The organism is Cupriavidus sp. GW822-FHT06G04, from assembly GCF_058799075.1.
Genome location: NZ_JBXALD010000002.1, coordinates 320,199 through 342,150 on the forward strand (window position 1 = coordinate 320,199; position 21,952 = coordinate 342,150).

Genomic DNA, 21,952 nt, shown 5'->3' on the forward strand with positions numbered 1-21,952 from the left:
AGCCCGGCGCCAGGCGCTTTCAGCTAGCCGGGCGTGCCCGATGCGCAATGCGCAAGACTGTGGCGCAGCGTATGAACCGCTTCTGTCGGCGCGCACTCGGACATCCGCACGAAATAGAGCTTGTCGGCCCGTGGCAGCGCCGCAACCAGGTCCACCGCGACACGCGCGGCCGTCAACGCAAGGGCGCCCGCCGCGTAGCCGATCTCGCGCTCGCGCACAAAATACCTGAGCTGGGCCGCCAGCAGCGACCGGCGCGCCAGCAATGTTTTGCGCAGGTCGAAGTACCCCTGGCGATAACCGAGAAGAACCTCGTTGAGACAGGCGAAGCGGCTCTCCTTGTGGCTGCGCAACAGCAGTTCCTGATCTTCCGCGCGCATCACTTCGGGCAGCCCGTAGCGGAACCGCGCAAACCACTCGCGCCGTCCCATCCAGCCCGGATGGGGCAGCGGAATGCCACGCCACGGTCGCGCGCACATGGCTTCATGGGTGCCCGCAAAAGGCAGCATGCCGAGAATTTCGCCGTCGCTGCGGAACGCCACCGCCCTGCAGCCCACCAGATCGATCTGCGGATTCGCATCGAGAAAAGCCACCTGGCGTGCCAGCCGCTCCGGAAAGCTGACGTCATCGGCATCCATGCGGGCGAGATAGCGGCCGTGTGCCAGCTCGATCCCCATGTTCAGCCGGCGCGCCAATCCCAGACGACGTCCGTCGCGCAACACGCGCACGCGCGGGTCGGCAAACGCCTGCGCCACCGCAACCGTACCGTCGCTCGATCCATCATCGAGCAATAGCACCTCGAAGTCCGAGTACGTCTGAGACAGCAGCGAACATAACGCGACGCCCAGCGTGCGCTCGGCGTTCCAGGCGGGAAGAAGAATGGAAACGGTTGGAGTCATTGCCGAATTCACAGGGTTCATGCCTGCCCTTCCATGTCGCTGGCGATGGCGTCCCACATGGAAGACAGCCCCTGGTTGAAATCTTCCGCCGGCGCCCATCCCGAGCATTCGCGCAACTTCGTGCTGTCCAGCACGTTTGCACGGACATCGAAATCGCGCGCCGCCGCCAGGCGAATCCGCACCGGCAGGTCGTGCCTTGCGGCCAGCGGCTCAAGCGCCGCGAGCACTTCGCGGTTGTTACGGCCGACGCCGGTGCCGAGGTTGTAAACCTGCCCTGCATCCCCGCCGTCGAGCACCGCCAGAATGCCGCGCGCGACATCCGCCACATGGATGTAGTCGCGGATGGTGCCGGCTTCGCCAAACACGGTCACTTCCTCGCGCTTGAGAATGGCGCCCATCGCCGTTGCGATGAACCCTTGCCCGGTGAAGGCTCGCTGGCCCGGTCCATAGGCATTGGCCGGCCGCACGATGCTGACGGGCACGCCATGCAGCCGGTGGAACATCAGCGCGTACTTCTCCTGCGTGAGTTTGGTGATGCCATATGGCGACACGGGATTGGTCGGGGCACTTTCAGAAATGGGCAGCGAATCGACGTGGCCGTATACCGTACCGCCCGATGACACCACGATCATCCTGCGCAGCGGCAGGTTGCGCGTGGCCTCGAGCAGGCCGACGGTAAGCGGCAGATTGGCCAGAATGTCGTAAACGGGATCGGCGTAGCTGGTCTGCGGTACGGTTGCATAGGCCAGATCGACAATCTCGTTGGCGCCCGCGAGCAATGCGGGCCAGTCGATCGCGCCCTCCCCCACCGGTGTGTATTCGGCGCCCGCAGGCAGCGCTGCCGGCCGTGTCGGACGCCGGCCCAGCACGCAAACCTCGCGCCCCGTCGCCAGCAGTTCGCGCACCAGCCATGCGCCGATGAATCCCGCGCCGCCAATCACGCAGCAACGCGCGCGTGTATTTCGTTGAATACTGTTTGTCATGGATGCGGACCTGATCTTCAGCCTTCCGTCGGTTCGGTCAGCGTTTCCCGCGTCGGCGCGGTCACAGCGCCCTGCAGGATCGCCTCATAACGATCGGCGATCTTCGCCCACGTAAATTGCTCTTGCCAGCGATCGCGCGCCGTGTGACCCAACACGTCGAGCTCGGCGGGCGAGTTCATCAGACGTTTCATCTCCGCGCCGAAGCGTTCCGGATCGGCCCGCGTGTAACCGCGCTCGTCCTTCGGCGCGTCGCAGATGACGCCGCCCCCGGTCCAGCGCGCGATCTCGTCGGCGTTGCCTACCGGAACCGAAAGGAACGGAGTGCCTGCCGCGGCGGTTTCGAACAGCACCAGCGGCGAGTATTCGATGTTCGACGCAAACACGAACAGGTCGGCATTCATGTAGGCCTGCACCAGTTCCCGCCTGCCAAGGTTGATCTGCAGTACCTGCTTGTTCTGCTGTCGGCTGGCACGGTCCACCCAGTAGCCGATAGGATCGGCCGCCTTGCGCATGCGATGCGGCAACCAGTGCAGATGTCCTGCCGCATCGAGTTGCGCCGCCGCCAGCGCGTAGATGCGCGAGCGCACACCGCGCAGGCCTTCGCGTCGCAACACCCCGAATGATCGCCAGGCCAGTCCCGCTACGCGGCGCACCCGTCCGCCAAGGAAACCGATCACTTTTTGCACGTCGTTGCGCGGCGCCTGCGTCGCTTCCTGCGGCGGCGTGACGACGACCGCGGGTGCCGGCGGCGGGTTGCCATTCAGAATCAGCGTGACCTTGCGGCGCCCGTTGCGCAGCCGCGCAAACGCTTCGGCGATTTCCTTGTGCCCCTTGACGCCCGTAATGCTGCCAACGGTCAGAAAGACGAAGCTGTCTTCGGGAATGCCATGCCTGCTCCGGAATTCCTTGTCGCGCGGCACGGAAAATTCCACCTCGCAAGCGCCGTTGGGCAGGATGGTGCGGTGCTCGAGTCCGTGCTGGCGCGCAAAATCGATGTCGCGATAGCGCTCGGCATAGAAAATCAGATGATCGAACTGGCGCAGCACGTCGGGCAGCGCTTCGAAATAGCCCGAATAAGTGGGCTCGTACAATCCCGAGAAACCGCACGGGATAAACACCTTGCGCGCGCGGATCTGGTCCAGCACAGGCCACAGCGCGTCGAACGTCCATTGCTGCGCGGCCTTGATCATGATGGCGTCGCCGTCGAACGCCTTCACATAGTCGCGGTAACGGTCCAGCTCGCCGTGCATCCCACGGACTGCATTGCCCGTGATGCCAAACTCGACGATTTCCACACCGTTATGCGATGTAAAGTCGCGCTCGGCCAGTCGCGTCGTGGCCACCGTCACATGATGGCCGCGTTGCACCAGACGCTCCGCCAGATGGCGCATGACTTCCTGTACCCCGCCAACACTGGGGTAATAAAACTCGCAGCAGAACAGAATCCGCATCATCGTCACCTACTTTTTCGCATCAGCGCGGCAGGATGCCGATTCGGCGACCGAAGTCGCGCACAGCGCGCGCGATGGGACGGGCCCAGCTCATGTTGTGCTTCTGGATCAGATACTGATGACGCAAATTCTGGATCTTTACTTCCGTGCGGCGCATCACATCCGATTGCGGAGATTGTGCCGCAAGTTTCTGGCCTGCCAGGCGAACCACGTTGCACATGCGTTCGATATCGGGGCGCGGCGACAGCCGATGAAGCGCTGAATGTGTCAGCGCCGCCACATCAAGTACATCGACCGAGGGTTCTTGCTGCCCCAGCACCGCCGCGACATTCTCCGCGCAAATCAGCACCAGGCGCTCCAGGAACGGATTGGGGCCGGTGCGCGACATGCTGGCCGGTACCTCGCGATACACCAGCAGCCGCTCGGGCAGATTGGCCACGCGGCCGGCGCGCGCCATGCGCGACCATAGCTCATAGTCCTCAGGCGGCTGACGCGCAGGATCGGTGGTATAGCCGCCCACCGCTTCGACGGTGGCCTTGCGCATCATGATCGAGCTATGCACGAACGGATTGTTGAACAGCAGCTCGAAGCTCAGTGCGCCATGATCGGTGGGATGATCGTGCGCGCGGTCGGTTGGCGTGTCGCCCACCCAGATCTGCGCGGCCGTACCCAGCAGGCCATGATCCGGGTGCTTTTCGAGAAAGTCGACCTGACGCGCGAAGCGCTCCGGATGCGACAGGTCGTCCTGGTCCTGACGCGCGATATATCGTCCGCGCGCCAGTCCGATACCGCGATTCAGCGTTCCCGCCAGGCCCATATTGTCCTGGTGGTACAGACGAATCCGTGGATCGCTCAGCGACTCCAGCACCCGAGCCGAGTCGTCCTTCGACCCGTCGTTGATGAGGATGAGTTCGTAGTCCTCGAAGGTCTGCGCGAGAATGCTCTCCACGGCCTTCCTTACATCCGCCGCGCCGTTGTACACCGGCAGCACGACACTGATCAGCGGCGTCGTCATAGTCGGATCCAGGAAGCGGGAATCAGATCGCGCGTATCATGCGACGCGCCACTGAACCAGCGCTGCGGCGCCGCCACGATCTTATCCGCGTGCGGGTTCAGCCATGCGCCCCACCAACTGAACGAGCTATTGGCGATCACGTGGTGACGGCACGCCTTCATCAGCGCCATGTCCCACACGCCGCGATCGGCGCCATTCACATCGACCAGCGTGACCGCGTGATCGAGCTTGAAGTTTTCGCTCACCCACGCATGATCGTCGGAGAACACGAAAAAATGCGGGGCCGACACGCGCGCGGCAATGTAGTCCACCGCAGCCCGGTAATAGTCGAGCGAACAGACGCCGTGATATTGCGCGGTCTGCGGGTTGTTCACATAGTCCCCGCGTCGAATATGCAACGACACCGCGGCGGCCCCGGCTTCGCGAATCTGCGCCGCAATCCGTTCATTGGCCGCATCGACGGGCGCCTTCAGCGTGAATTCCTCGCGCAGCAAGTCTGCGATATTCGCGAAATAGCGTTCGCTCTGCCAATAGCCATCGAGATATACCGGCGGCACGACCTGCTCGATACGCGCGTCGTAGGTGAACGACGCCTCCTTGAGCTGATTGGCAGGCTTGTCCAATCCCAGTGCCTTGCCGAGGCGATTCAACAGCGTCGGTGCCTTTGCCTTGACGCCGAAACGCGTCAACTCGTCTTCCGACGCCACGCGCGCACGGATCGACAGTTCGCCCAGTTCATAACGACGCAGATCGTAATGCGCGAAACCGCTGGCATCGAGCAGAAGCGGCACATTATGCCGATGCGCCACGGCGCGGCCCGTGGCGTACTGAAACATCTGGTTGCCCAGTCCGCCGATGAGGTTGGCAATGATCATGGAGGTCAACTTCTAGATTCCCGTGTCTGTAATTGCTCAGGGAGCTTCACCGCTCGCACACTTGCGCGCTTCGACGAGATAGCCGACGGTAAATTGTTCGACGAAGTATTTGTCGTCCAGGTCGTCAAGCAGACGCGGCAACCAATCCATCATCACGTAACGACGCTCGCGCGTCAGTACATCTCCATCATGATCCATTGTCCGTGCCGCGCGGTGGACTTCCTGCGCAACATGTCGGAGCAGTCCGCCAATTGGCTTTATCTCCACAATTTCGCATCCGAACTCGGCAAGATATTTCCGATAGAAATACGGCGAGAACCCTCCAAAAAAGTGATAGGGCTCCTGGTGGATTCCGCTACCCAGCGGCGCGGAAATAAACAGACGTCCGCCTTCCGCTGTCACCCGGCAAAGCTCACGCACTGCCGAAATCGGGTCTGGAACATGCTCCAGCACTTCGGTGCAGATCACGGCATCGAACGCACCGTCGTCGACTGGGACGTTGGTGATGTCGCAAACGTAGTCGAGCGGTGGATAGTCCCAGGTTTCCTGTAGCGGTCCGTTTTCGGTCCCGCCATACTGAGCAAAATCCTGCGCGTGATAGTGCGTATGGGCAAACAGCTTCTTGTACTGGCATTGCCCCGCGCCAGCATCCAGAACGCTTGCACCCTCCGGCAACGAAGCCGCCTTCTGCGCGACCCATTCGTCGCGCATATAGGCCGAGAAGTTGACGATCCCGTCGATCTGGCTGGCACTCGCCGCGTCCGTCGACGTATCGCCCAGGCGTGCGCGCAGCATCGCAATGCCGTCGTCAGGATGCTGCGAGGCCAGTTTTTCAAAGACCGGCGCAGCGTCCGCATAGCGAATCGAAACTCCACTGTCGAGCGATTTGGCGAGCAAATTCAAAAGCACGCGCTGAAGCAACGCGCGAGAGCTTCGCCACATCGACTTGCTCAATCGCTTTGGGTTGATACTCATCTTGTTCGTCTGGTACATGCGGTATCTATATCAAGGTGTTCGAATTCGCCTATACGACGAAACCGGGTACGAACATCCGTCGCCAATAGCGCTTCACCTGAGCTCGCAGGATCGGCTGGGGATCGTCGCATCCTTCGTGATGCCTGATCAGTCCGAAGATCGTCTGTTTCAGCGCTTTAAGAGCGTCGTATTTTTCGCGTATTCCCAGTTTTGGCGTCCGCAGCACCAGCCACGCGGTGCGTAGGTAGAAAGGGGCATAGTCGAATTTCTTAGACTTTGCATCCGAATACTTGATCTCATAAGTTGCCGCATCCACCCCGGCCGTATAGAGCACATCCGGAATGGTGCGGAGACCCGGCCCCAGAATCTGCTGCAAGACAAAATAGCAATCGACGAAATCGAAATTCGGCAGATCGGCGAAAAAATCCAAGGTCTTCCGCTGATGCAACCCATAAATCAAACTTGGCTGCATGAGGCCGAAGAAAGCTTGCAGGTTGGCCAACTGACCTTTGTCCGGGTCCAACGCGGGCACCGGGTTGGTTTCGCGATGGCCGGTGTATCGGAAGAGCGTATCGAATTTGCAAGCGACGCTTTCGCCATCACGAGAGTTTGCGAGGCACCTTTCCACAAAGTATGGCGACCACTCGTCGTCATCCGCCGCCCACATGAAATACTGACCCGTCGCACAGCGCAATACATGCTTGAAATTCGGCATCGCGCCGATGTTGGCCTGCTGGCGAATATAGGTGACCCGCGCGTCTTCCTCCGCAAATCTCCGTCCGATTTCCTCAACCATAGGATCGGTGGACGCGTTATCGGACACAATGATTTCCAGCCTGGGATAGGTCTGAGCGCATATCTGCTCAAGCGTACGCCGCAATCCCTCCGGTCGATTGAACGTGGGAATCCCAATGCTCACCAGTGATAGCACTGGATCACGCTCAACAACAATACGCTTGTCGGACATGCTTACAAATTCCCAACCATTTACCGTTGCACACGCTTCAGGAACCCGTCCGGCGCTACGGTGATCAGCAGCTTGTTCTCGATCGTTTTGTCGATTTCGAAATGCAGTGGCGCACCGTCTGAACCGCTTACGGCATTGGCTTCAAGCCGGCGCAGGTATTCGTGAACGGCGGTCTTGGGATTGTTTCCCTTGCCCCACGGACGATTGGACGACGCTTCATCGGGCAGGTCTTCAACCACCGTATCGAACACTACGCAATAGCTTTCCATGCTCGTTAGCGATGCATAGGCTTCAAGTTCCTGCAGGACGTGGTCGTGCGTGTGATTCGAATCCAGGCATACCAGCACGCGTTTATAGCCTTTGGCCGCCTCGTGCACGCGCTGGACAACCGCGGGGTCCACCGACGATCCCTGAATCATGTCGATGCGATGGCTCATCGGATGCGCTTCCATGGCCTTGCGGTTGTGCTCGCGAATATCGATGTCAATGCCGATCACACGGCGCCGCGTGTGTTTGGGGTCGAGTGTCGTGCCGTTTTCGACGGCCTCGCAGTAGTCGAGCAGTGCGAGCATCGACGCGCTCATGATCAACGATCCGCCGTGCGCGATACCGGTCTCGATAATCAGATCCGGCTTGACCTGCCAGATGATCTCCTGCATTGCCATCACGTCTTGCGGGTACTGGATAATCGGGCGCGACATCCAGGCGTAATGGTACGAATACTCAAACGCATTGGCACGATCGAACCACTGGCGCGTCAATTGACGGAGCGACTCGTCGGCTGCACCCTTCTCGATCAGTTCTGCATTGCGTCGCTGGAATTCTTCAATCGGCCCCATTTTTCACCTCTTCAATTGATATGCGCACTTCGTATTTTTTTCCCCCGTCGTGGAAATAGCACGACGGGTTGCCCGGAAACGTTCGGGCCCTCAGCAGATTCAAGATCTCTCTGCCCTGATATGACTTGTCGAGAAACACTTCGCTGGCCGGCTCGAGTTCCTTGGCAAGGTGGAAACTTCCCTTGGAAAGATCTTGTGGCCGCGGGACGTAGTTGCCATTTACCAGGTCCTGGTAATGCCTTTCGAACAGCGCAACCATTGCCCGCTTCGCGGCCGCATATAGCGAACCGCCGGTGTCTTCCCAAGTTTTCTCAATGGGCGCCTGGAACAGGATGTCCCCTTGGTCGACACCTTCGTTGACAAGATGAAGGGAAACACCAAAAGGGCTGTCCTCCACAATGGTCCAGAAGTTGTAGTGCTTGCCCCGGTTGTGCGGCAGCAGGCTCGGGTGAAAATTCACAACGCCCCGACGCGGAATGTCGATCACGGCCCTGGGCAGAATCTTCGGCCACCAAGCAAGAATCAGCAGGTCCACGTCGCCCAGCAAGGCAGCAGCGTTTTCGTCGGTTATCGCGCTTGCCAGGACCACATTGCACTGATGCAGCCTGCACAATGCCGCGATTTCGTTGTCAGCGGTCGTCACCACGTAGCGAACGTCGTCGCGAAAATTTTCGAGCACGTAGCGAACCGCTGCCAGGCCGACGTCCTGGTCAGCCATAAAGCCAATCGAGCCGATTCGTATTGGATCAGGCTTCATGGAAGCTCAGCAATACGTTTGCTACCCGCTCCACTTCCGCAGGGCCCATGTCGTGGTAGCTCGGAAGATTGATCGAACGGGGCGAAATGTCGTGTGCTACCGGTGTATCCACATCGGTAGGAATACCGTCCACACCGAGCACGCTGAGGGGCCAGAAGAATACGCGCCCATCGATGTTCTCGTCCTTGAACCGCTTTAGAACCGCCTCACGATCGAAACCGGCATGCTGGTCAAACACCAGTGTCGGCATCCAGTATCCATTCACTGTCCCAGCGTGTTCGACGTTCATTTTCGCGACTGCCGCCAGAGGCGCCAACGCCTCCTTGTACCACTGGAAAATCGCGCGCTTCTTGTCTACCAATTCGTCGATGCGTTCAAGCTGCGCGCATCCGATGGCGGCTTGGATATTTGACATCTTGTATTTGAAACCGACCCGCTCCGACCAGAATTGACGCGTTTCGCCTCTCGCCCGTCCATGGTTGTTAAGCGTCAGCACACGCTCGTACAGCGCCGGATCGTTGGTCACGAACATGCCGCCCTCGCCCGTCGTCAACGTCTTGGTGCCATGGAACGAAAACGTGCCGAATGTCCCAATCGCGCCCGCGCGCTTGCCACCATAGGCCGAGCCGAGAGCTTCCGCCGCGTCTTCGATAACTGGGATGCCATGACGCTGCCCGATCGCCATCAGCGCGTCCATGTCGCAAAGGCTGCCGTAGATATGCGTGGCGATGATCGCCCTGGTGCGCGGCGTGATGGCCGCTTCCACCTTCCGCGGATCCAGGCACCAGGTGTCTGGGAGAATATCGACCAGTACAGGCGTCGCACCAAGATGCACGATCGGCGATGCGGTGGCAATCCAGTTGATATCCGCGAGGATCACTTCGTCGCCGGCCCCGATGCCCAGCGCTGCCAGCCCCAGGTGCATGGCGCCGGTACAACTCGACGTGGCGATTGCGTGCTTCACGCCAAGATGCTCGGCAAACCCCTGCTCGAACTTGTGGATATAGTCGTAGCAGTGCTCGCCCCATCCGTTCGCCGCAGCGTCGGTTGCATAGCGGACTTCCAGCTCGGTAATGGAAGGCTTCGTGTAGTAGATGCGCGACACAGGACGCTCTCCTCAGAATACGTTGATCGCCGGCACGGCCACAGCAAACTTGCCGCCCCATTCGCGGATGTAGGCAAGTTGCGTCGTCACTTCGTCGGCGATGTTCCACGGCAGGATCAGTACGATGTCCGGCCTGGTCTGCGCCAGTTGGTCCGGCGACACGATCGGAATATGGCTGCCGGGAAGAAACTTCCCTTGCTTCGACGGCGCCGCATCGCAGACGTAGCCCAGCAGGTCCGGCTTCACGCCGGCGTAGTTGAGCAGCGTGTTGCCCTTGGCGGCTGCACCGTAGGCCGCAACCGTCTTGCCGGCACGTTTCTGCTCGATCAGGAAGGTCAGCAGGCCATCCTTGACCGCGTCGGCACGCGCCTGAAACGTGCGATAAGCGTGGCCAGTAAAATCGCTCAGGCCCGCACTGGCTTCCGCATCGAGCACACGTGCAGGCGCCGCGGTGTCCGCACGCGCGTCGTCGGCATGGCAGCCATAAACGCGCAGGCTGCCGCCGTGCGTCGGCAATTCCTCGACATCGCAAACACGCAAGCCCGCCGCACGGAAGATGGTTGCCACCGTGGCCAGCGACAGGTACGAGAAATGCTCGTGGTAGACGGTATCGAATTGCACCTGTTCTACCAGTCGCATCAAATGCGGAAATTCCAGCGTGATCGTGCCGCCCGGCTTCAACGCGGCCTTGAGCCCGGCGGTGAAATCGTTGATATCGGGCACGTGCGCGAATACGTTATTGCCCACGATCAGGTCGGCGCGCTGGCCTTGCTCCGCCAGACGCGCGGCAAGCGCCTTGCCGAAAAACTCCTGCAGCACCGGAATGCCGAGTTTTTCCGCGGCCTGCGCCGTGCTGGCAGTCGGCTCGACACCCAGGCATGGAATGCCGGCAGCGACGAAATTGCGCAGCAGATAGCCGTCGTTCGACGCCACTTCCATGACGAGGCTCTCGCTCGAGAGCGCCAGCCGCTTCGTGATCATGTCGGCGTAGCGTGCAGCGTGATCGAGCCAGCTGCGCGACACCGACGAGAAGTACGCGTAATCGCCATTGAACAGTTCATCGGCCCGTGCGTAGTCTTCCGTCTGCACAAGTCCGCATCGATCGCAGACAAAGAGCTTCAGCGGGAAATGCGTTTCCGGCGCGCGCAGCGCCGCCTCGCTCAGATAGGCATTGCTGGGCGGTGCGAAGCCAAGGTCCAGAAAGACGTTGGACAGGAGGTTTTCGCAATGGCGGCACTTCATAACTGGATTCCGGAGTAATCGCTGCTTAATAACGGGTGCGCACGATCGCGCTGGGACAGGTCGGCAACGGGCAGCGGCCAATCGATGTCGACCGCAGGGTCGTCATGGCGAACGCCGCCTTCCGACTTCGGCGCGTAGTGCGCGGTATGCAAATACAACAATTCCGATTCCGGCGCCAACACCTGGAATCCATGCGCGCAGCCCTCGGGAATGACAAACATGCGTGCGTTGTCGGCCGACAGTTCCACAGCATGCCAACGCAGGAACGTCGGCGAACCGGCCCGCAGGTCGACCGCCACATCCCAGACGCGACCACGCAGGCAACGCACGAGTTTCATTTCCGCATCGCCCGGCAACTGGTAATGCATGCCGCGCACGGCGCCCACCTGCGTGGTGCGCGAGTGGTTGATCTGGACGATCTGACGTCCCGCCAGCACGCCCGCCAGTTCGCGGTCGCAATAGAGTCGCTGGAAGGCGCCGCGATGATCGGCCAGGGCCTGGCCTGTCACCACCAGCGCGCCGGCAATTGGCGTTGGCTCGACCTTCATGACTGACACCACGCCAGATTGCGGGCGCGGGCGGCCTGCACGTACTGATCGAGCTGCTCATCACTGATCACCGCGCCCTGCGACAGGTAGGCCCGATACCAAGCCACCGTGGCAGCCAGCGCATCGTCAAAGCCCCATACTGGCTGCCATTGCAATCCTGCGCGCGACTTCGCGCTGTCAAGATATAGCAGCCGGGCTTCATGCAAGTCCGCATTGTTCGCCACATGCCAATGCATGGCGGGCCATAGTTCGGCGATGCGCTCCATCACGGCCTGCACCGGCCGGTTGCCTTCCTCGGCCGGACCGAAGTTCCACGCCTCGGCGGCATCATGCCGGCGCGCCAGCAGACGCTGGCCGAGCAAAAGATAACCGCTGAGCGATTCGAGCACGTGTTGCCACGGTCGCGTAGCGGCGGGCGAGCGGATTTCCACCGCGGTTCCCTGCGTGACCGCGCGAACTACGTCGGGAATCAGCCGATCCTCCGACCAGTCGCCGCCGCCGATCACGTTGCCGGCACGCGCTGACGCCAGCGCCGGTGCATCGACGGCATGGAAAAATGACGCACGATAGCTCGCGACCAGCAGTTCCGTCGCAGCCTTCGATGCACTGTACGGATCGTGACCGCCCAGGCGATCGTTTTCGCGATAGCCCCAGACCCACTCGTGGTTTTCGTAGCACTTGTCTGACGTAACGACCAGCACACCCTGCACCGACGGTGCACTCCGGCAGCATTCGAGCAGGTTGGCCGTACCCATGACGTTGGTGGCCCAGGTGTCGACGGGTTCGCGGTACGAGCGACGCACCAGCGGCTGCGCGGCCAGATGGAACACCACCTCAGGCTGCGCGTCGGCCACCACGCGCGCCAACGCGTCGCGGTCGCAAATATCGACCATGTGCGATGCCATGTTCAGGCCGAGCAGGTCCCAGTGGTTCGGCGTCGTCTCCGGCGCAAGCGCGACGCCGGTCACGATGGCGCCTAGCCGCGACAACCAAAGCGCGAGCCAGCTGCCCTTGAAGCCCGTGTGGCCCGTCAGCAGCACGCGCCGGCCGCGATAGGCGTCGCCGAACTCGGTCATGCCCACACCTTCCACGGTGGCGTGGCCGCCCACAGATCTTCCAGATGGTTCTTGTCGCGCAGCGTATCCATCGCTTGCCAGAAGCCATCGTGCTGATACGCCATCAATTCGCCTTCCTGCGCCAGACGTTGCAGCGGCGTCGATTCCCAACTGGTGCGATCGTTCTCGATGTAGTCGAAAACCTTCGGCTCGAGCACGAAAAAGCCGCCGTTGATCCACGCGCCGTCGCCTGCCGGCTTTTCCTGGAAATTGCTGACGGCGGGGCCGGTCAGGTTCAACGCGCCGTAGCGGCCGGGCGGCTGAATCGCCGTGACCGTGGCGAGCTTGCCGTGCTGCTGGTGAAACTTGATCAGCGACCCGATGTCGAGGTTGGTCACCCCATCGCCATAGGTAAAGCAGAATGTCTCGTCGCCCACGTAGTCGCGCACACGCTTGAGCCGGCCGCCGGTCAGCGTCTCCGCACCGGTGTCGATCAGCGTCACGCGCCACGGTTCGGCGTATCGCTCATGCACTTCCATGTGGTTGCGCGCCATGTCGAACGTGACGTTGGACATGTGCAGGAAGTAGTTGGCGAAATACTCCTTGATGACATAGCCCTTGTAGCCAAGGCAGATCACGAAATCGTTGATCCCGTAATGGGAATAGATCTTCATGATGTGCCAGAGGATAGGCTTGCCCCCGATCTCAATCATCGGCTTGGGCTTCAGGTGCGATTCCTCGCTGATACGCGTGCCCAGGCCGCCCGCCAGAATCACGACCTTCATGCCGATGCTCCAATTTGCCACTGCAGGCGCGGGCGAATGACGCCAGGAATGGCCTGCATGTAGCCGTTGCGATAGGTGGTGTCGGAGAGATCGTCGACGACCTCGAACGTCAAGGCATTTGGCACGTTCGCGTGCACCGTTTGGCCTTGATTGAAAGATGTAATGGCCGCCTGCACCGTGAAGACGCCGTTATTGAGCAGGTTCCCAGGAATCTCGCAATCGGCAACGTAGACGCCCGCGTCGAGCCGCCGAACCTCGCTAGACGGCGGCGTGACGACGGTGACGTACATCCCGTCGATGGTCCGCACGTGCAGGTTGGGAACGAAGATATGATCGGTCTTCTCCAGCACGCGGAACGACAACCGGATCGACAGCGGATCGTTGATGTGCACGCGACCGTCCCTGGCCCCCGACGGCGTGACCAGTTCAATCGCCTCGATCTGGATCGATTCGTCGCCGCTTGGCTGCACAAGCGTGCGGGATCCCACCAACTCAGGCCCAGCTTCCTCGTCCATTCCCGCCGTGGTTTGCAGCATGTACTGCTCGACCACGTCCTGCGCCGGTCCCATCAGCTTGATCTGGCCCTTCTCCAGGAAAATGGCCGTGCTGCAAAACTGGCTGATGGCAGCGGCGCTATGACTAACGAACAGCACTGTGCGTCCTTCCTCACTGAAGCGGCGCATCTTGTTCATGCACTTCTTCTGGAAACGCGCATCGCCCACGGCCAGCACTTCGTCCAGGATGAGGACCTCGGGGTCGAGGTGAGCTGACACCGAGAATGCCAGCCGCACATACATGCCGCTCGAATAGTGCTTGACCGGCGTGTCCAGGAATCGCTCGACTTCCGAGAACGCGACGATCTCGTCGAACTTCTTTCTGATCTCGCTACGAGGCATCCCAAGGATGGCGCCGTTCAGGAAAATGTTCTCGCGGCCGGTGAGTTCCGGGTGAAATCCCGTGCCGACTTCCAGCAGGCTCGATACACGTCCGCGAATGGTGATGCGGCCGCGGCTCGGCTCGGTGATACGGCTGAGAATCTTCAGCAGCGTCGATTTGCCCGCGCCGTTGGCGCCGATGATGCCCACGCGCTCACCGGTCTGCACCTCGAACGAGATGTCGTTCAGGGCGTAGAAGTCTTCGGTCTGCTGGATCTCGTCGTCCGGCAGCGCAATGCTCTGCCGCGTGCCGCGCCCCAGCATGCGCGCGCCAACCGCGCGAATGTTTCGCTCGATGGCAAAGCGCAGCGACTCGTCACGACTGGCGCGCTGGTGCGCAATCGTGTAGCACTTGGACAGATTTTCGACGTGAATCGCAGTGGTCATTGTTAGATCACATCCGCAAAGGTGGCTTCCGTTTTGCGGAAATACCAGATACCGGTCGCCACCAGCGTAACGCTCATGACAATCGAGATAATCAGGCCGGGCCAATACATCGTGAAATCGCTGCCAAGGATCGACCAGCGGAAGCCGTCGATCACACCCACCATCGGGTTCAGCGAATACACGAGCCGCCATTTCTCCGGCAGCACCTGACTGCTGTAACCAACCGGAGACACGTACACGCCCAGTTGCAGCACGAATGGGATCAGGTGACGGAAATCACGGAAACGGACATTAAGCGCGGCAGTCCAGAGTCCCAGTCCGAACGACACCGCGATGGCCAGCAGGATGAACAATGGCACGAACACGATGTGCCAGCCTGGCATGAAGCGATGCCAGGCCATTACCAGGAACAGCAGCACGAAGGTGATAAGAAAATCGACGATCGAGACCGTGATCGACCCTACCGGCACGATCAGGCGGGGAAAATAGATCTTCGAAATCAGGTGCGAATTGCCAACCAAACTATTGCTGCATTCGCTCAGGGCGCTCGCAAAGAAAAACCACGGCAGCAGTCCCGTGAATACCACCAGCGAATATGGCACGTTGCCCGATGCCAGATTTGCCACCTTGCCAAAGACGAAGGTGAACACGAGCATGGTCAGGAACGGCCGGATCAGCACCCAGCTCGTACCGACCACAGTCTGCTTGTAGCGCACGATGATGTCGCGCCACACCAGGAACATGAGCAGTTCGCGATGGCGCCAGAAATCCCGCCAATAGTCCTTGGCGGCGCGTCCGCTTTCAAGATAGGTAACGTTGTCTGCCGTACTCATATCGCTTGTATTTCAGGCACTGGCTACCCAGCCGCCCGATATCTTATTGAGCCTGCGCGTAGTGCTCGACGAACCACGCGTAGGTCTGGGCCACGCCTTCGCGCAATTCCACCTGAGCCTTCCAACCGAGCGAATCTAGGCGGCTGACATCCATCAGCTTGCGCGGCGTGCCGTCCGGCTTGCTTGTGTCCTGCACGATGCGGCCTTGGAACCCGGTGACTTCCTTGACGATGTCAGCCAGTTCGCGGATCGATACGTCACTGCCGACGCCAACGTTGACGAACGCTTCGTCCGAATAGTTTTCCATCAGGAATACGGCCGCGGCGCCGAGGTCATCCACATGCATGAATTCGCGGCGCGGCGTCCCCGTGCCCCACACCACCACTTCCTCATCGCCACGCATGCGGGCCTCGTGGAACTTGCGCAGCAAGGCCGGCAACACGTGCGAGTTCTGCAAATCGAAGTTATCGCCCGGGCCGTAGAGATTGGTCGGCATCAGCGAGATGGCGTCGAAACCGTACTGACGGCGATACGCCTGGCACATCTTGATGCCGGCGATCTTCGCAATGGCATACCACTCGTTGGTCGGCTCCAGTTCGCCGGTCAGCAGGCAGCTTTCCGGCATCGGCTGCGGCGCAAATTTCGGATAGATGCAGGACGATCCGAGGAACAGCAGCTTGCGCGCGCCATTCTTCCAGGCCGAATGGATCACGTTGGTCTGAATGGCCAGATTGTCGCGGATGAACTCGGCGGGGTACGTGTTGTTGGCGTGAATGCCGCCCACCTTCGCCGCGGCGAGGAACACGTATTCCGGTCGTTCAGTCTCGAAGAAGGCTTCCACGGCGCCCTGGTCCGTGAGGTCCAGTTCGGCGTGCGTACGCTGCACGAGGTTGTTGTAGCCCGCCGCACGCAGTCGACGCACGATCGACGAGCCGGCCAGGCCGCGATGCCCGGCCACATAGATCTTGGCTTGAGGATTCATCATCGCGTCACTCGTGGTAGTTGAACGCCTTGAAGCCGGCTTCCTTCACCAGGCTGTCGCGGCGCGCCAGGTCGAAGTCGGCTTCCACCATTTCGCGCACCAGCTCGGCGAACGTGGTGCGCGGCGTCCAGCCAAGCTTCTCGCGCGCCTTGGTCGGATCGCCAAGCAAGGTCTCCACTTCGGCGGGCCGGAAATAGCGCGGATCGACACGCACGATGGTCTCGCCCACGGCCACTTTCAGGCCCGATGCAGCGGCCTTTTGCGCGTCGACACTGTCCACGATACCGATTTCGTTCACGCCCTCGCCCTCGAAGCGCACCGTGATGCCGAGTTCAGCCGCAGCGATACGAACGAAATCACGCACCGAATATTGCACGCCAGTGGCGATGACAAAATCCTCGGGCTGTTCCTGTTGCAGCATCAGCCACTGCATTTCCACGTAGTCGCGCGCGTGGCCCCAATCCCGCAGGCTGTTCAGGTTGCCGAGGTACAGGCAATCCTGCAGGCCCAGCGCGATACGACTGATCGCGCGCGTGATCTTGCGCGTGACAAAGGTTTCCCCGCGCAGCGGCGATTCGTGATTGAACAGGATGCCGTTGCACGCGTACATGCCGTACGACTCGCGATAGTTGACGGTAATCCAGTAGCCATACAACTTGGCCACGGCATACGGCGAACGCGGATAAAAAGGCGTGGTCTCCTTCTGCGGAATCTCTTGTACCAGGCCATAGAGTTCCGAGGTCGAAGCCTGATAGAAGCGCGTCTTCTTTTCCAGTCCCAGAATGCGAATCGCTTCGAGCAGGCGCAGCGCGCCCAGTGCGTCGCTGTTGGCCGTGTATTCGGGGCTGTCGAACGACACGGCCACGTGTGACTGCGCGCCCAGGTTATAGAGCTCGTCCGGCTGCACCTGCTGGATGATGCGGATCAGGTTGGTGGAGTCTGTCAGATCACCATAGTGCAGGATGAAATTGCGGTGATCGACGTGCGGGTCCTGATACAGATGGTCAATACGATCCGTATTGAAAAGCGAAGCGCGGCGTTTGATGCCATGCACTTCGTAGCCCTTGTTCAGCAGGAATTCTGCGAGATAGGCTCCATCCTGACCGGTAATCCCTGTAATAAGCGCGACCTTTTTCATTGCATATCCTGTTCTTAAGCTCTGCCGTAGGAATCCTCGAAGCGGACGATGTCGTCTTCTTCGAGATAATCCCCGCACTGGACTTCGATCATGACCAGTGGCAACTTGCCCGGGTTTTCAAGCCGGTGGCGATTACCAGCCGGAATGTATGTGGACTCGTTCGTGTTGACGAGTAGTTCGTTTTCACCGTTGATCACCTTCGCCATGCCACTGACGACGATCCAGTGCTCGCTGCGGTGGTAATGCATCTGCAGTGAAAGCGAGGCGCCCGGTTTGACCTCGATGCGCTTGATCTTGAAGCGCGTACCGCCCTCCAGCACCGTGTATGTCCCCCAGGGACGATGCACCTTGCGGTGGATCTTGCTGGCCATGTGCCCCTGGGAATTGAGCTGGCGAACGATCTCCTTGACCTCCTGGGCGCGCGACCGGTCGGCAATGAGCAGCGCGTCGGCCGTGTCCACCACAATCAGGTCGTTGGTGCCGACCAGCGTGACCAGACGGTCTTCGCTGCGCACGTAGCAGTTCGCCGCGTCATGCAGCAATGCCTCGCCTTCCACCTTGTTGCCGCCGCCGTCGGCGTCGGTCATGTCGCTGATGGCGCTCCATGAACCTACATCGCTCCAGCCGATTTCGCATGGCACCACTGCGACGTCCGACGATTTCTCCATCAGCGCATAGTCGATGGAGATGTTCGGCGCCTGCTCGAAAGTCTGCGCGTCCAGTGTGCGCTGGACCACGCGATCGCCGCGAAGGGGCTTCGATGCCGCCATGCATGCGCGCGCGGCATCCAGCACGTCAGGCGCATGCATTTCGAGCTGACTCAGCAGCGTCCCCGCGCGGAAACAGAAGATTCCCGCATTCCAGAAATGGCGACCGCTGGCGCAATATTCGGTTGCGCGTTCCAGCGACGGCTTTTCCACGAAGCGGCGCACGTTCGAACCGTCCGCCTCGATATACCCATAGCCCGTTTCGGGTCCGTCCGGACGAATGCCGAGCGTCACCAGCCGACCCTGCCCGGCCAGCACCCGCGCCTGCGCGATGGCGGTGGCGAAGGCCGCCTGGTCCTTGATGACGTGGTCGGCAGCCAGAATCAGCAACGTCGCATCGTCGCCATGGCGTTCTGCCACGTCGAGCGCGGCGGCAGCAATCGCGGCGGCCGTGTTGCGACCGAAGGGCTCCAGCAGATAGGAGGTGGCCAGGCAAGCTTCGTTGACCTCGCGATATTCGTCTTCGGTCTTGAAGAACAATTCACGATTGGTCACCGTCAGCACTTCGGCAACGTCGGGTAATGCCGCGGCGCGCAGGAACGTCTTCTGCAGCAGGCTGTGCGAGCCCCCCAACCGGATAAAGGGCTTGGGATGCAGCTCGCGCGAGACAGGCCACAGCCTGGTACCCGCTCCACCCGAGAGAATCACAGGAACAAAAGTCATAGAAATCGCAAGCTCCAGCGTCCGGCCAATTCAAATTCCATTCGCGATGCATGCCGTTGGCCATCTGGCAGACATGAATCGCGGCTTATTCCATTCTTTTCCACCGAAACTAAACCAGGGCGTGAATCACATTCCGGTAATGTTCGATCACGAACTTTTCATCGAAGATCGACAGCATTTTGGCACGCCCCGCCGCACCCATCCGGCGTATGCCTTCGCGGTCACGCAGGACCATTTCTTCCATTTTCGAGGCCAGGTCGCGCGGATCGCGTTCCCTGCACAGCAGTCCGGTTTCTCCGTTGTCCACCACATCCATGCACCCGGGCACGGCAGTGGCGACCACCGGGCGTTCCATCGCTGCGGCCTCCAGCAAGGCGCGCGGAATGCCTTCGCGGTAGGACGGCAACACTACGCAATTTGCCGCGCCGATCATCGGTCGAATATCGGGCACCATTCCCAGATATTCGACGACGCCCTCTCTGACCCATGCCTCGACCTGGCTTTGCGGGATTGCGCTCGGGCTTTCCCCACCGGCCGGTCCGGCAAGTACGAAGCGCACATGCTGGTACTTGGCCTTCAGGGCGCGCGCGGCGGCAACGTATTCGCCGACACCCTTGTCCCACAACATTCGCGCGATCAGCAGGAAGCAAAACTGCTGGTCCGAACTGACAGGCTGCGGTACGGGGGCAAAAAAATCGAGGTCGATGCCCTCGCCCGGCAGCACCGTGCATTTCCGCACGTCGACGAGGCCCGCGGACACGAATGCGCGGCGATCCTCCTGGTTGAGGAACCACACCTGCCCGGAAAACCGCAGCGAAATGCGATACAGCAACTTGCTCAGGCTGGAAACCAGACCCTTGTTAATAAATACATAGCCCAGCCCAGTCGTCACGGCAATCGACCGGATGCCCGCCAGTCGCGCGGCGATCGAGCCATAGATATTCGGCTTGATCGTGTAATGGAAAATCAGCGCGGGCTTTACACGCCGGTACAGCGCCAGCAGCGATGCCACCAGCTTCAGATCCTGAAACGGATTGCGTCCCTGCGCCGCCATCGTCATCGGATGGAAAATGCATCCCATGGCGCGCAGCGACGCTGCCTCGGCGTCTTCCGGCGCCACGACGTGCACCTCGTAGCCGTCGTGGATCAGCGCGGTCAGCATGCCACGGCGGAAGCGATACATCGACCATGCGGTGTTGGCGCAGAACAGTATCGCGCGGCGCTCTGTCCTGGCGCGCGCGCCATCGCGCGCAAACGTGCGCGTGGCGTCGCCGGGCTGTCGCAAGCAATCCTGGGTCACTGGGCCACCCGGAATGGTGAGTCCACATCGCGCAACCTCGGTGCGGCGGCGTCGCGGGCATGCAGGATCAGGCCTTCCAAGGACGGCCAGGCAATACCGATGTCCGGATCGTCCCAGGCAATGGCGCATTCGAATTGCGGATCGTAGTAGTCCGTCATCTTGTAAAGCACGTCCGCATACTCGGAAATCACCATGAAGCCATGGGCAAAACCTTCCGGGATCCACAGTTGCCGGAAATTCCGGGCCGACAACGTCACGCCGACCCATTTTCCAAACGTCTTTGAATCGGTGCGCAGGTCCACCGCCACATCGAAAATTTCGCCTGCGGTCACGTGCACGAGCTTTCCCTGCGGCCGACGTGTCTGATAATGCAGTCCCCGCAGCACATTGCGCACGGACCTCGACTCGTTGTCCTGCACGAACGTGCGGGAAATGCCAGTTACGCTCTCGAACATCCGCTGGTTAAAGCTTTCCAGGAAATGGCCGCGCTCGTCCCGGAATACGCGTGGCTCCAGAATCAGCACATCGGCAATCGAGGTGGGCGTGGCCATCGGGCCCGGCGGGTGGGTCATTTAACGATATCCATCCGACAGGAGGCCGTGCAGATATTGACCATATGAATTCTTGGCCAGCGCCTTGGCCATTTCCTCCACCGCTTCCGCGCCAATCCATTTATTGCGGAATGCGATTTCCTCGGGGCATGCCACCATCAGTCCCTGCCGCTTCTGCACTGTGGCGATAAAGCTGGCGGCCTCGAGCAGCGAATCGTAGGTGCCGGTATCGAGCCACGCATAGCCGCGACCCAAGACCTCCACCTCCAGCTGACCCATTTCCAGATAACGCTTGTTGACGTCGGTAATCTCGAGTTCTCCGCGCGGCGAAGGACGAATGTCGGCTGCAATATCGCAAACCTGATTGTCGTAGAAATACAGCCCCGTCACCGCGTAGTTGGAGCGCGGCTTGAGGGGCTTTTCCTCGAGAGAAAGCGCCCGGAATGCGTCGTCGAATTCCACGACCCCGTAGCGCTCGGGATCGTGCACGTGATAGGCAAATACCGTCGCGCCGTCCTGGCGTGCCGACGTGTCCTTCAATTGGCGGATCAATGCATGACCATGGAAGATATTGTCTCCCAGGATCAGCGTGGAGGGATCGTTACCCACAAAATCGCGGCCGATGATAAAGGCTTGCGCCAGACCATCCGGCGATGGCTGAACCGCGTATTGCAGGTTCAGGCCCCACTTGGCGCCATCACCGAGCATTTCAGTAAAGCGTGGCGTGTCTTCGGGCGTGGAAATGATCAGGATGTCGCGAATGCCCGCCAGCATCAGCGTGCTCAGCGGGTAATAGATCATCGGCTTGTCGTAGACAGGCAGCAGCTGCTTCGAAACCGATCGCGTGATCGGGTAGAGGCGCGTGCCGGAACCGCCGGCCAGGATAATGCCCTTACGCATGTG

22 protein-coding genes are annotated in these 21,952 nt (G+C 60.6%); all 22 read right to left on the reverse strand.

Going from position 1 to position 21,952, the window contains the following annotated elements:
- Positions 1-23: 23 nt before the first annotated feature.
- The 22 genes from AC1RKI_RS05490 to rfbA all read right to left on the reverse strand — a co-directional run bounded on the left by AC1RKI_RS05490 (position 24) and on the right by rfbA (position 21,949).
- On the reverse strand, positions 24-896 hold the full coding sequence (locus AC1RKI_RS05490; RefSeq protein ID WP_244785878.1) for a glycosyltransferase family 2 protein: 873 nt from the start codon (positions 894-896) through the stop codon (positions 24-26).
- A gap of 17 nt (positions 897-913) precedes the next feature.
- Positions 914-1,879 (reverse strand): NAD-dependent epimerase/dehydratase family protein, encoded by a 966-nt coding sequence (locus tag AC1RKI_RS05495; RefSeq protein ID WP_492794589.1) that lies wholly within the window; start codon positions 1,877-1,879, stop codon positions 914-916.
- A 17-nt stretch (positions 1,880-1,896) separates the two neighbouring features.
- Positions 1,897-3,333 (reverse strand): glycosyltransferase family 4 protein, encoded by a 1,437-nt coding sequence (locus AC1RKI_RS05500; RefSeq protein WP_492880797.1) that lies wholly within the window; start codon positions 3,331-3,333, stop codon positions 1,897-1,899.
- Positions 3,334-3,352: 19 nt separating this feature from the next.
- The gene (locus AC1RKI_RS05505) at positions 3,353-4,345 is read right to left on the reverse strand and encodes a glycosyltransferase family 2 protein (RefSeq protein ID WP_341247902.1); all 993 of its coding nucleotides are present in this window, start codon (positions 4,343-4,345) and stop codon (positions 3,353-3,355) included.
- The gene (locus AC1RKI_RS05510; RefSeq protein WP_341247901.1) at positions 4,342-5,220 is read right to left on the reverse strand and encodes an alpha-1,2-fucosyltransferase; all 879 of its coding nucleotides are present in this window, start codon (positions 5,218-5,220) and stop codon (positions 4,342-4,344) included. Before AC1RKI_RS05510 ends, AC1RKI_RS05505 begins: the two co-directional genes overlap by 4 nt.
- A gap of 36 nt (positions 5,221-5,256) precedes the next feature.
- Positions 5,257-6,213: a class I SAM-dependent methyltransferase gene (locus tag AC1RKI_RS05515; RefSeq protein ID WP_492794585.1), complete on the reverse strand. Its 957-nt coding sequence runs from the start codon at positions 6,211-6,213 to the stop codon at positions 5,257-5,259.
- Between the two features lie 31 nt (positions 6,214-6,244).
- Positions 6,245-7,162, reverse strand: a complete 918-nt coding sequence (locus AC1RKI_RS05520; RefSeq protein WP_490714048.1) for a glycosyltransferase family 2 protein — start codon at positions 7,160-7,162, stop codon at positions 6,245-6,247.
- A 20-nt stretch (positions 7,163-7,182) separates the two neighbouring features.
- On the reverse strand, positions 7,183-8,001 hold the full coding sequence (locus AC1RKI_RS05525) for a cephalosporin hydroxylase family protein (protein ID WP_150982591.1): 819 nt from the start codon (positions 7,999-8,001) through the stop codon (positions 7,183-7,185).
- Positions 7,988-8,758, reverse strand: a complete 771-nt coding sequence (locus AC1RKI_RS05530; protein WP_492794582.1) for a formyltransferase family protein — start codon at positions 8,756-8,758, stop codon at positions 7,988-7,990. Before AC1RKI_RS05530 ends, AC1RKI_RS05525 begins: the two co-directional genes overlap by 14 nt.
- Positions 8,748-9,863: a DegT/DnrJ/EryC1/StrS family aminotransferase gene (locus AC1RKI_RS05535; RefSeq protein ID WP_150982926.1), complete on the reverse strand. Its 1,116-nt coding sequence runs from the start codon at positions 9,861-9,863 to the stop codon at positions 8,748-8,750. Before AC1RKI_RS05535 ends, AC1RKI_RS05530 begins: the two co-directional genes overlap by 11 nt.
- A gap of 12 nt (positions 9,864-9,875) precedes the next feature.
- Positions 9,876-11,105, reverse strand: coding sequence for a methyltransferase domain-containing protein (locus AC1RKI_RS05540; RefSeq protein ID WP_492794580.1), 1,230 nt, complete (start codon positions 11,103-11,105; stop codon positions 9,876-9,878).
- Positions 11,102-11,653: a dTDP-4-dehydrorhamnose 3,5-epimerase gene (rfbC, locus tag AC1RKI_RS05545; protein ID WP_492794578.1), complete on the reverse strand. Its 552-nt coding sequence runs from the start codon at positions 11,651-11,653 to the stop codon at positions 11,102-11,104. Before rfbC (AC1RKI_RS05545) ends, AC1RKI_RS05540 begins: the two co-directional genes overlap by 4 nt.
- A complete protein-coding gene (rfbG, locus tag AC1RKI_RS05550) occupies positions 11,650-12,729 on the reverse strand; it encodes a CDP-glucose 4,6-dehydratase (protein WP_492794576.1) in 1,080 nt (359 codons plus the stop codon). Before rfbG ends, rfbC (AC1RKI_RS05545) begins: the two co-directional genes overlap by 4 nt.
- Complete coding sequence (gene rfbF / locus AC1RKI_RS05555) at positions 12,726-13,493, reverse strand: glucose-1-phosphate cytidylyltransferase (protein WP_150982921.1); 768 nt, start codon at positions 13,491-13,493, stop codon at positions 12,726-12,728. The genes rfbG and rfbF overlap by 4 nt, the downstream gene beginning before the upstream one ends.
- Positions 13,490-14,815, reverse strand: a complete 1,326-nt coding sequence (locus AC1RKI_RS05560; RefSeq protein ID WP_492794574.1) for an ABC transporter ATP-binding protein — start codon at positions 14,813-14,815, stop codon at positions 13,490-13,492. Before AC1RKI_RS05560 ends, rfbF begins: the two co-directional genes overlap by 4 nt.
- A gap of 2 nt (positions 14,816-14,817) precedes the next feature.
- Positions 14,818-15,648, reverse strand: a complete 831-nt coding sequence (locus AC1RKI_RS05565; RefSeq protein WP_492794573.1) for an ABC transporter permease — start codon at positions 15,646-15,648, stop codon at positions 14,818-14,820.
- Between the two features lie 43 nt (positions 15,649-15,691).
- A complete protein-coding gene (fcl, locus tag AC1RKI_RS05570) occupies positions 15,692-16,630 on the reverse strand; it encodes a GDP-L-fucose synthase (protein WP_150982928.1) in 939 nt (312 codons plus the stop codon).
- 7 nt (positions 16,631-16,637) lie between these two features.
- Positions 16,638-17,768: a GDP-mannose 4,6-dehydratase gene (gene gmd / locus AC1RKI_RS05575; protein ID WP_244785905.1), complete on the reverse strand. Its 1,131-nt coding sequence runs from the start codon at positions 17,766-17,768 to the stop codon at positions 16,638-16,640.
- A gap of 14 nt (positions 17,769-17,782) precedes the next feature.
- On the reverse strand, positions 17,783-19,198 hold the full coding sequence (locus AC1RKI_RS05580) for a mannose-1-phosphate guanylyltransferase/mannose-6-phosphate isomerase (protein WP_150979666.1): 1,416 nt from the start codon (positions 19,196-19,198) through the stop codon (positions 17,783-17,785).
- Between the two features lie 109 nt (positions 19,199-19,307).
- Positions 19,308-20,483: a glycosyltransferase family 4 protein gene (locus AC1RKI_RS05585; RefSeq protein ID WP_170292555.1), complete on the reverse strand. Its 1,176-nt coding sequence runs from the start codon at positions 20,481-20,483 to the stop codon at positions 19,308-19,310.
- An 11-nt stretch (positions 20,484-20,494) separates the two neighbouring features.
- Positions 20,495-21,049 carry a dTDP-4-dehydrorhamnose 3,5-epimerase gene (gene rfbC / locus AC1RKI_RS05590; protein WP_490714083.1) on the reverse strand — a complete coding sequence of 185 codons (555 nt, stop codon included), beginning with the start codon at positions 21,047-21,049 and terminating at the stop codon, positions 20,495-20,497.
- Between the two features lie 21 nt (positions 21,050-21,070).
- The gene (gene rfbA, locus AC1RKI_RS05595) at positions 21,071-21,949 is read right to left on the reverse strand and encodes a glucose-1-phosphate thymidylyltransferase RfbA (protein ID WP_244785909.1); all 879 of its coding nucleotides are present in this window, start codon (positions 21,947-21,949) and stop codon (positions 21,071-21,073) included.
- Between the last annotated feature and the right edge of the window lie 3 nt (positions 21,950-21,952).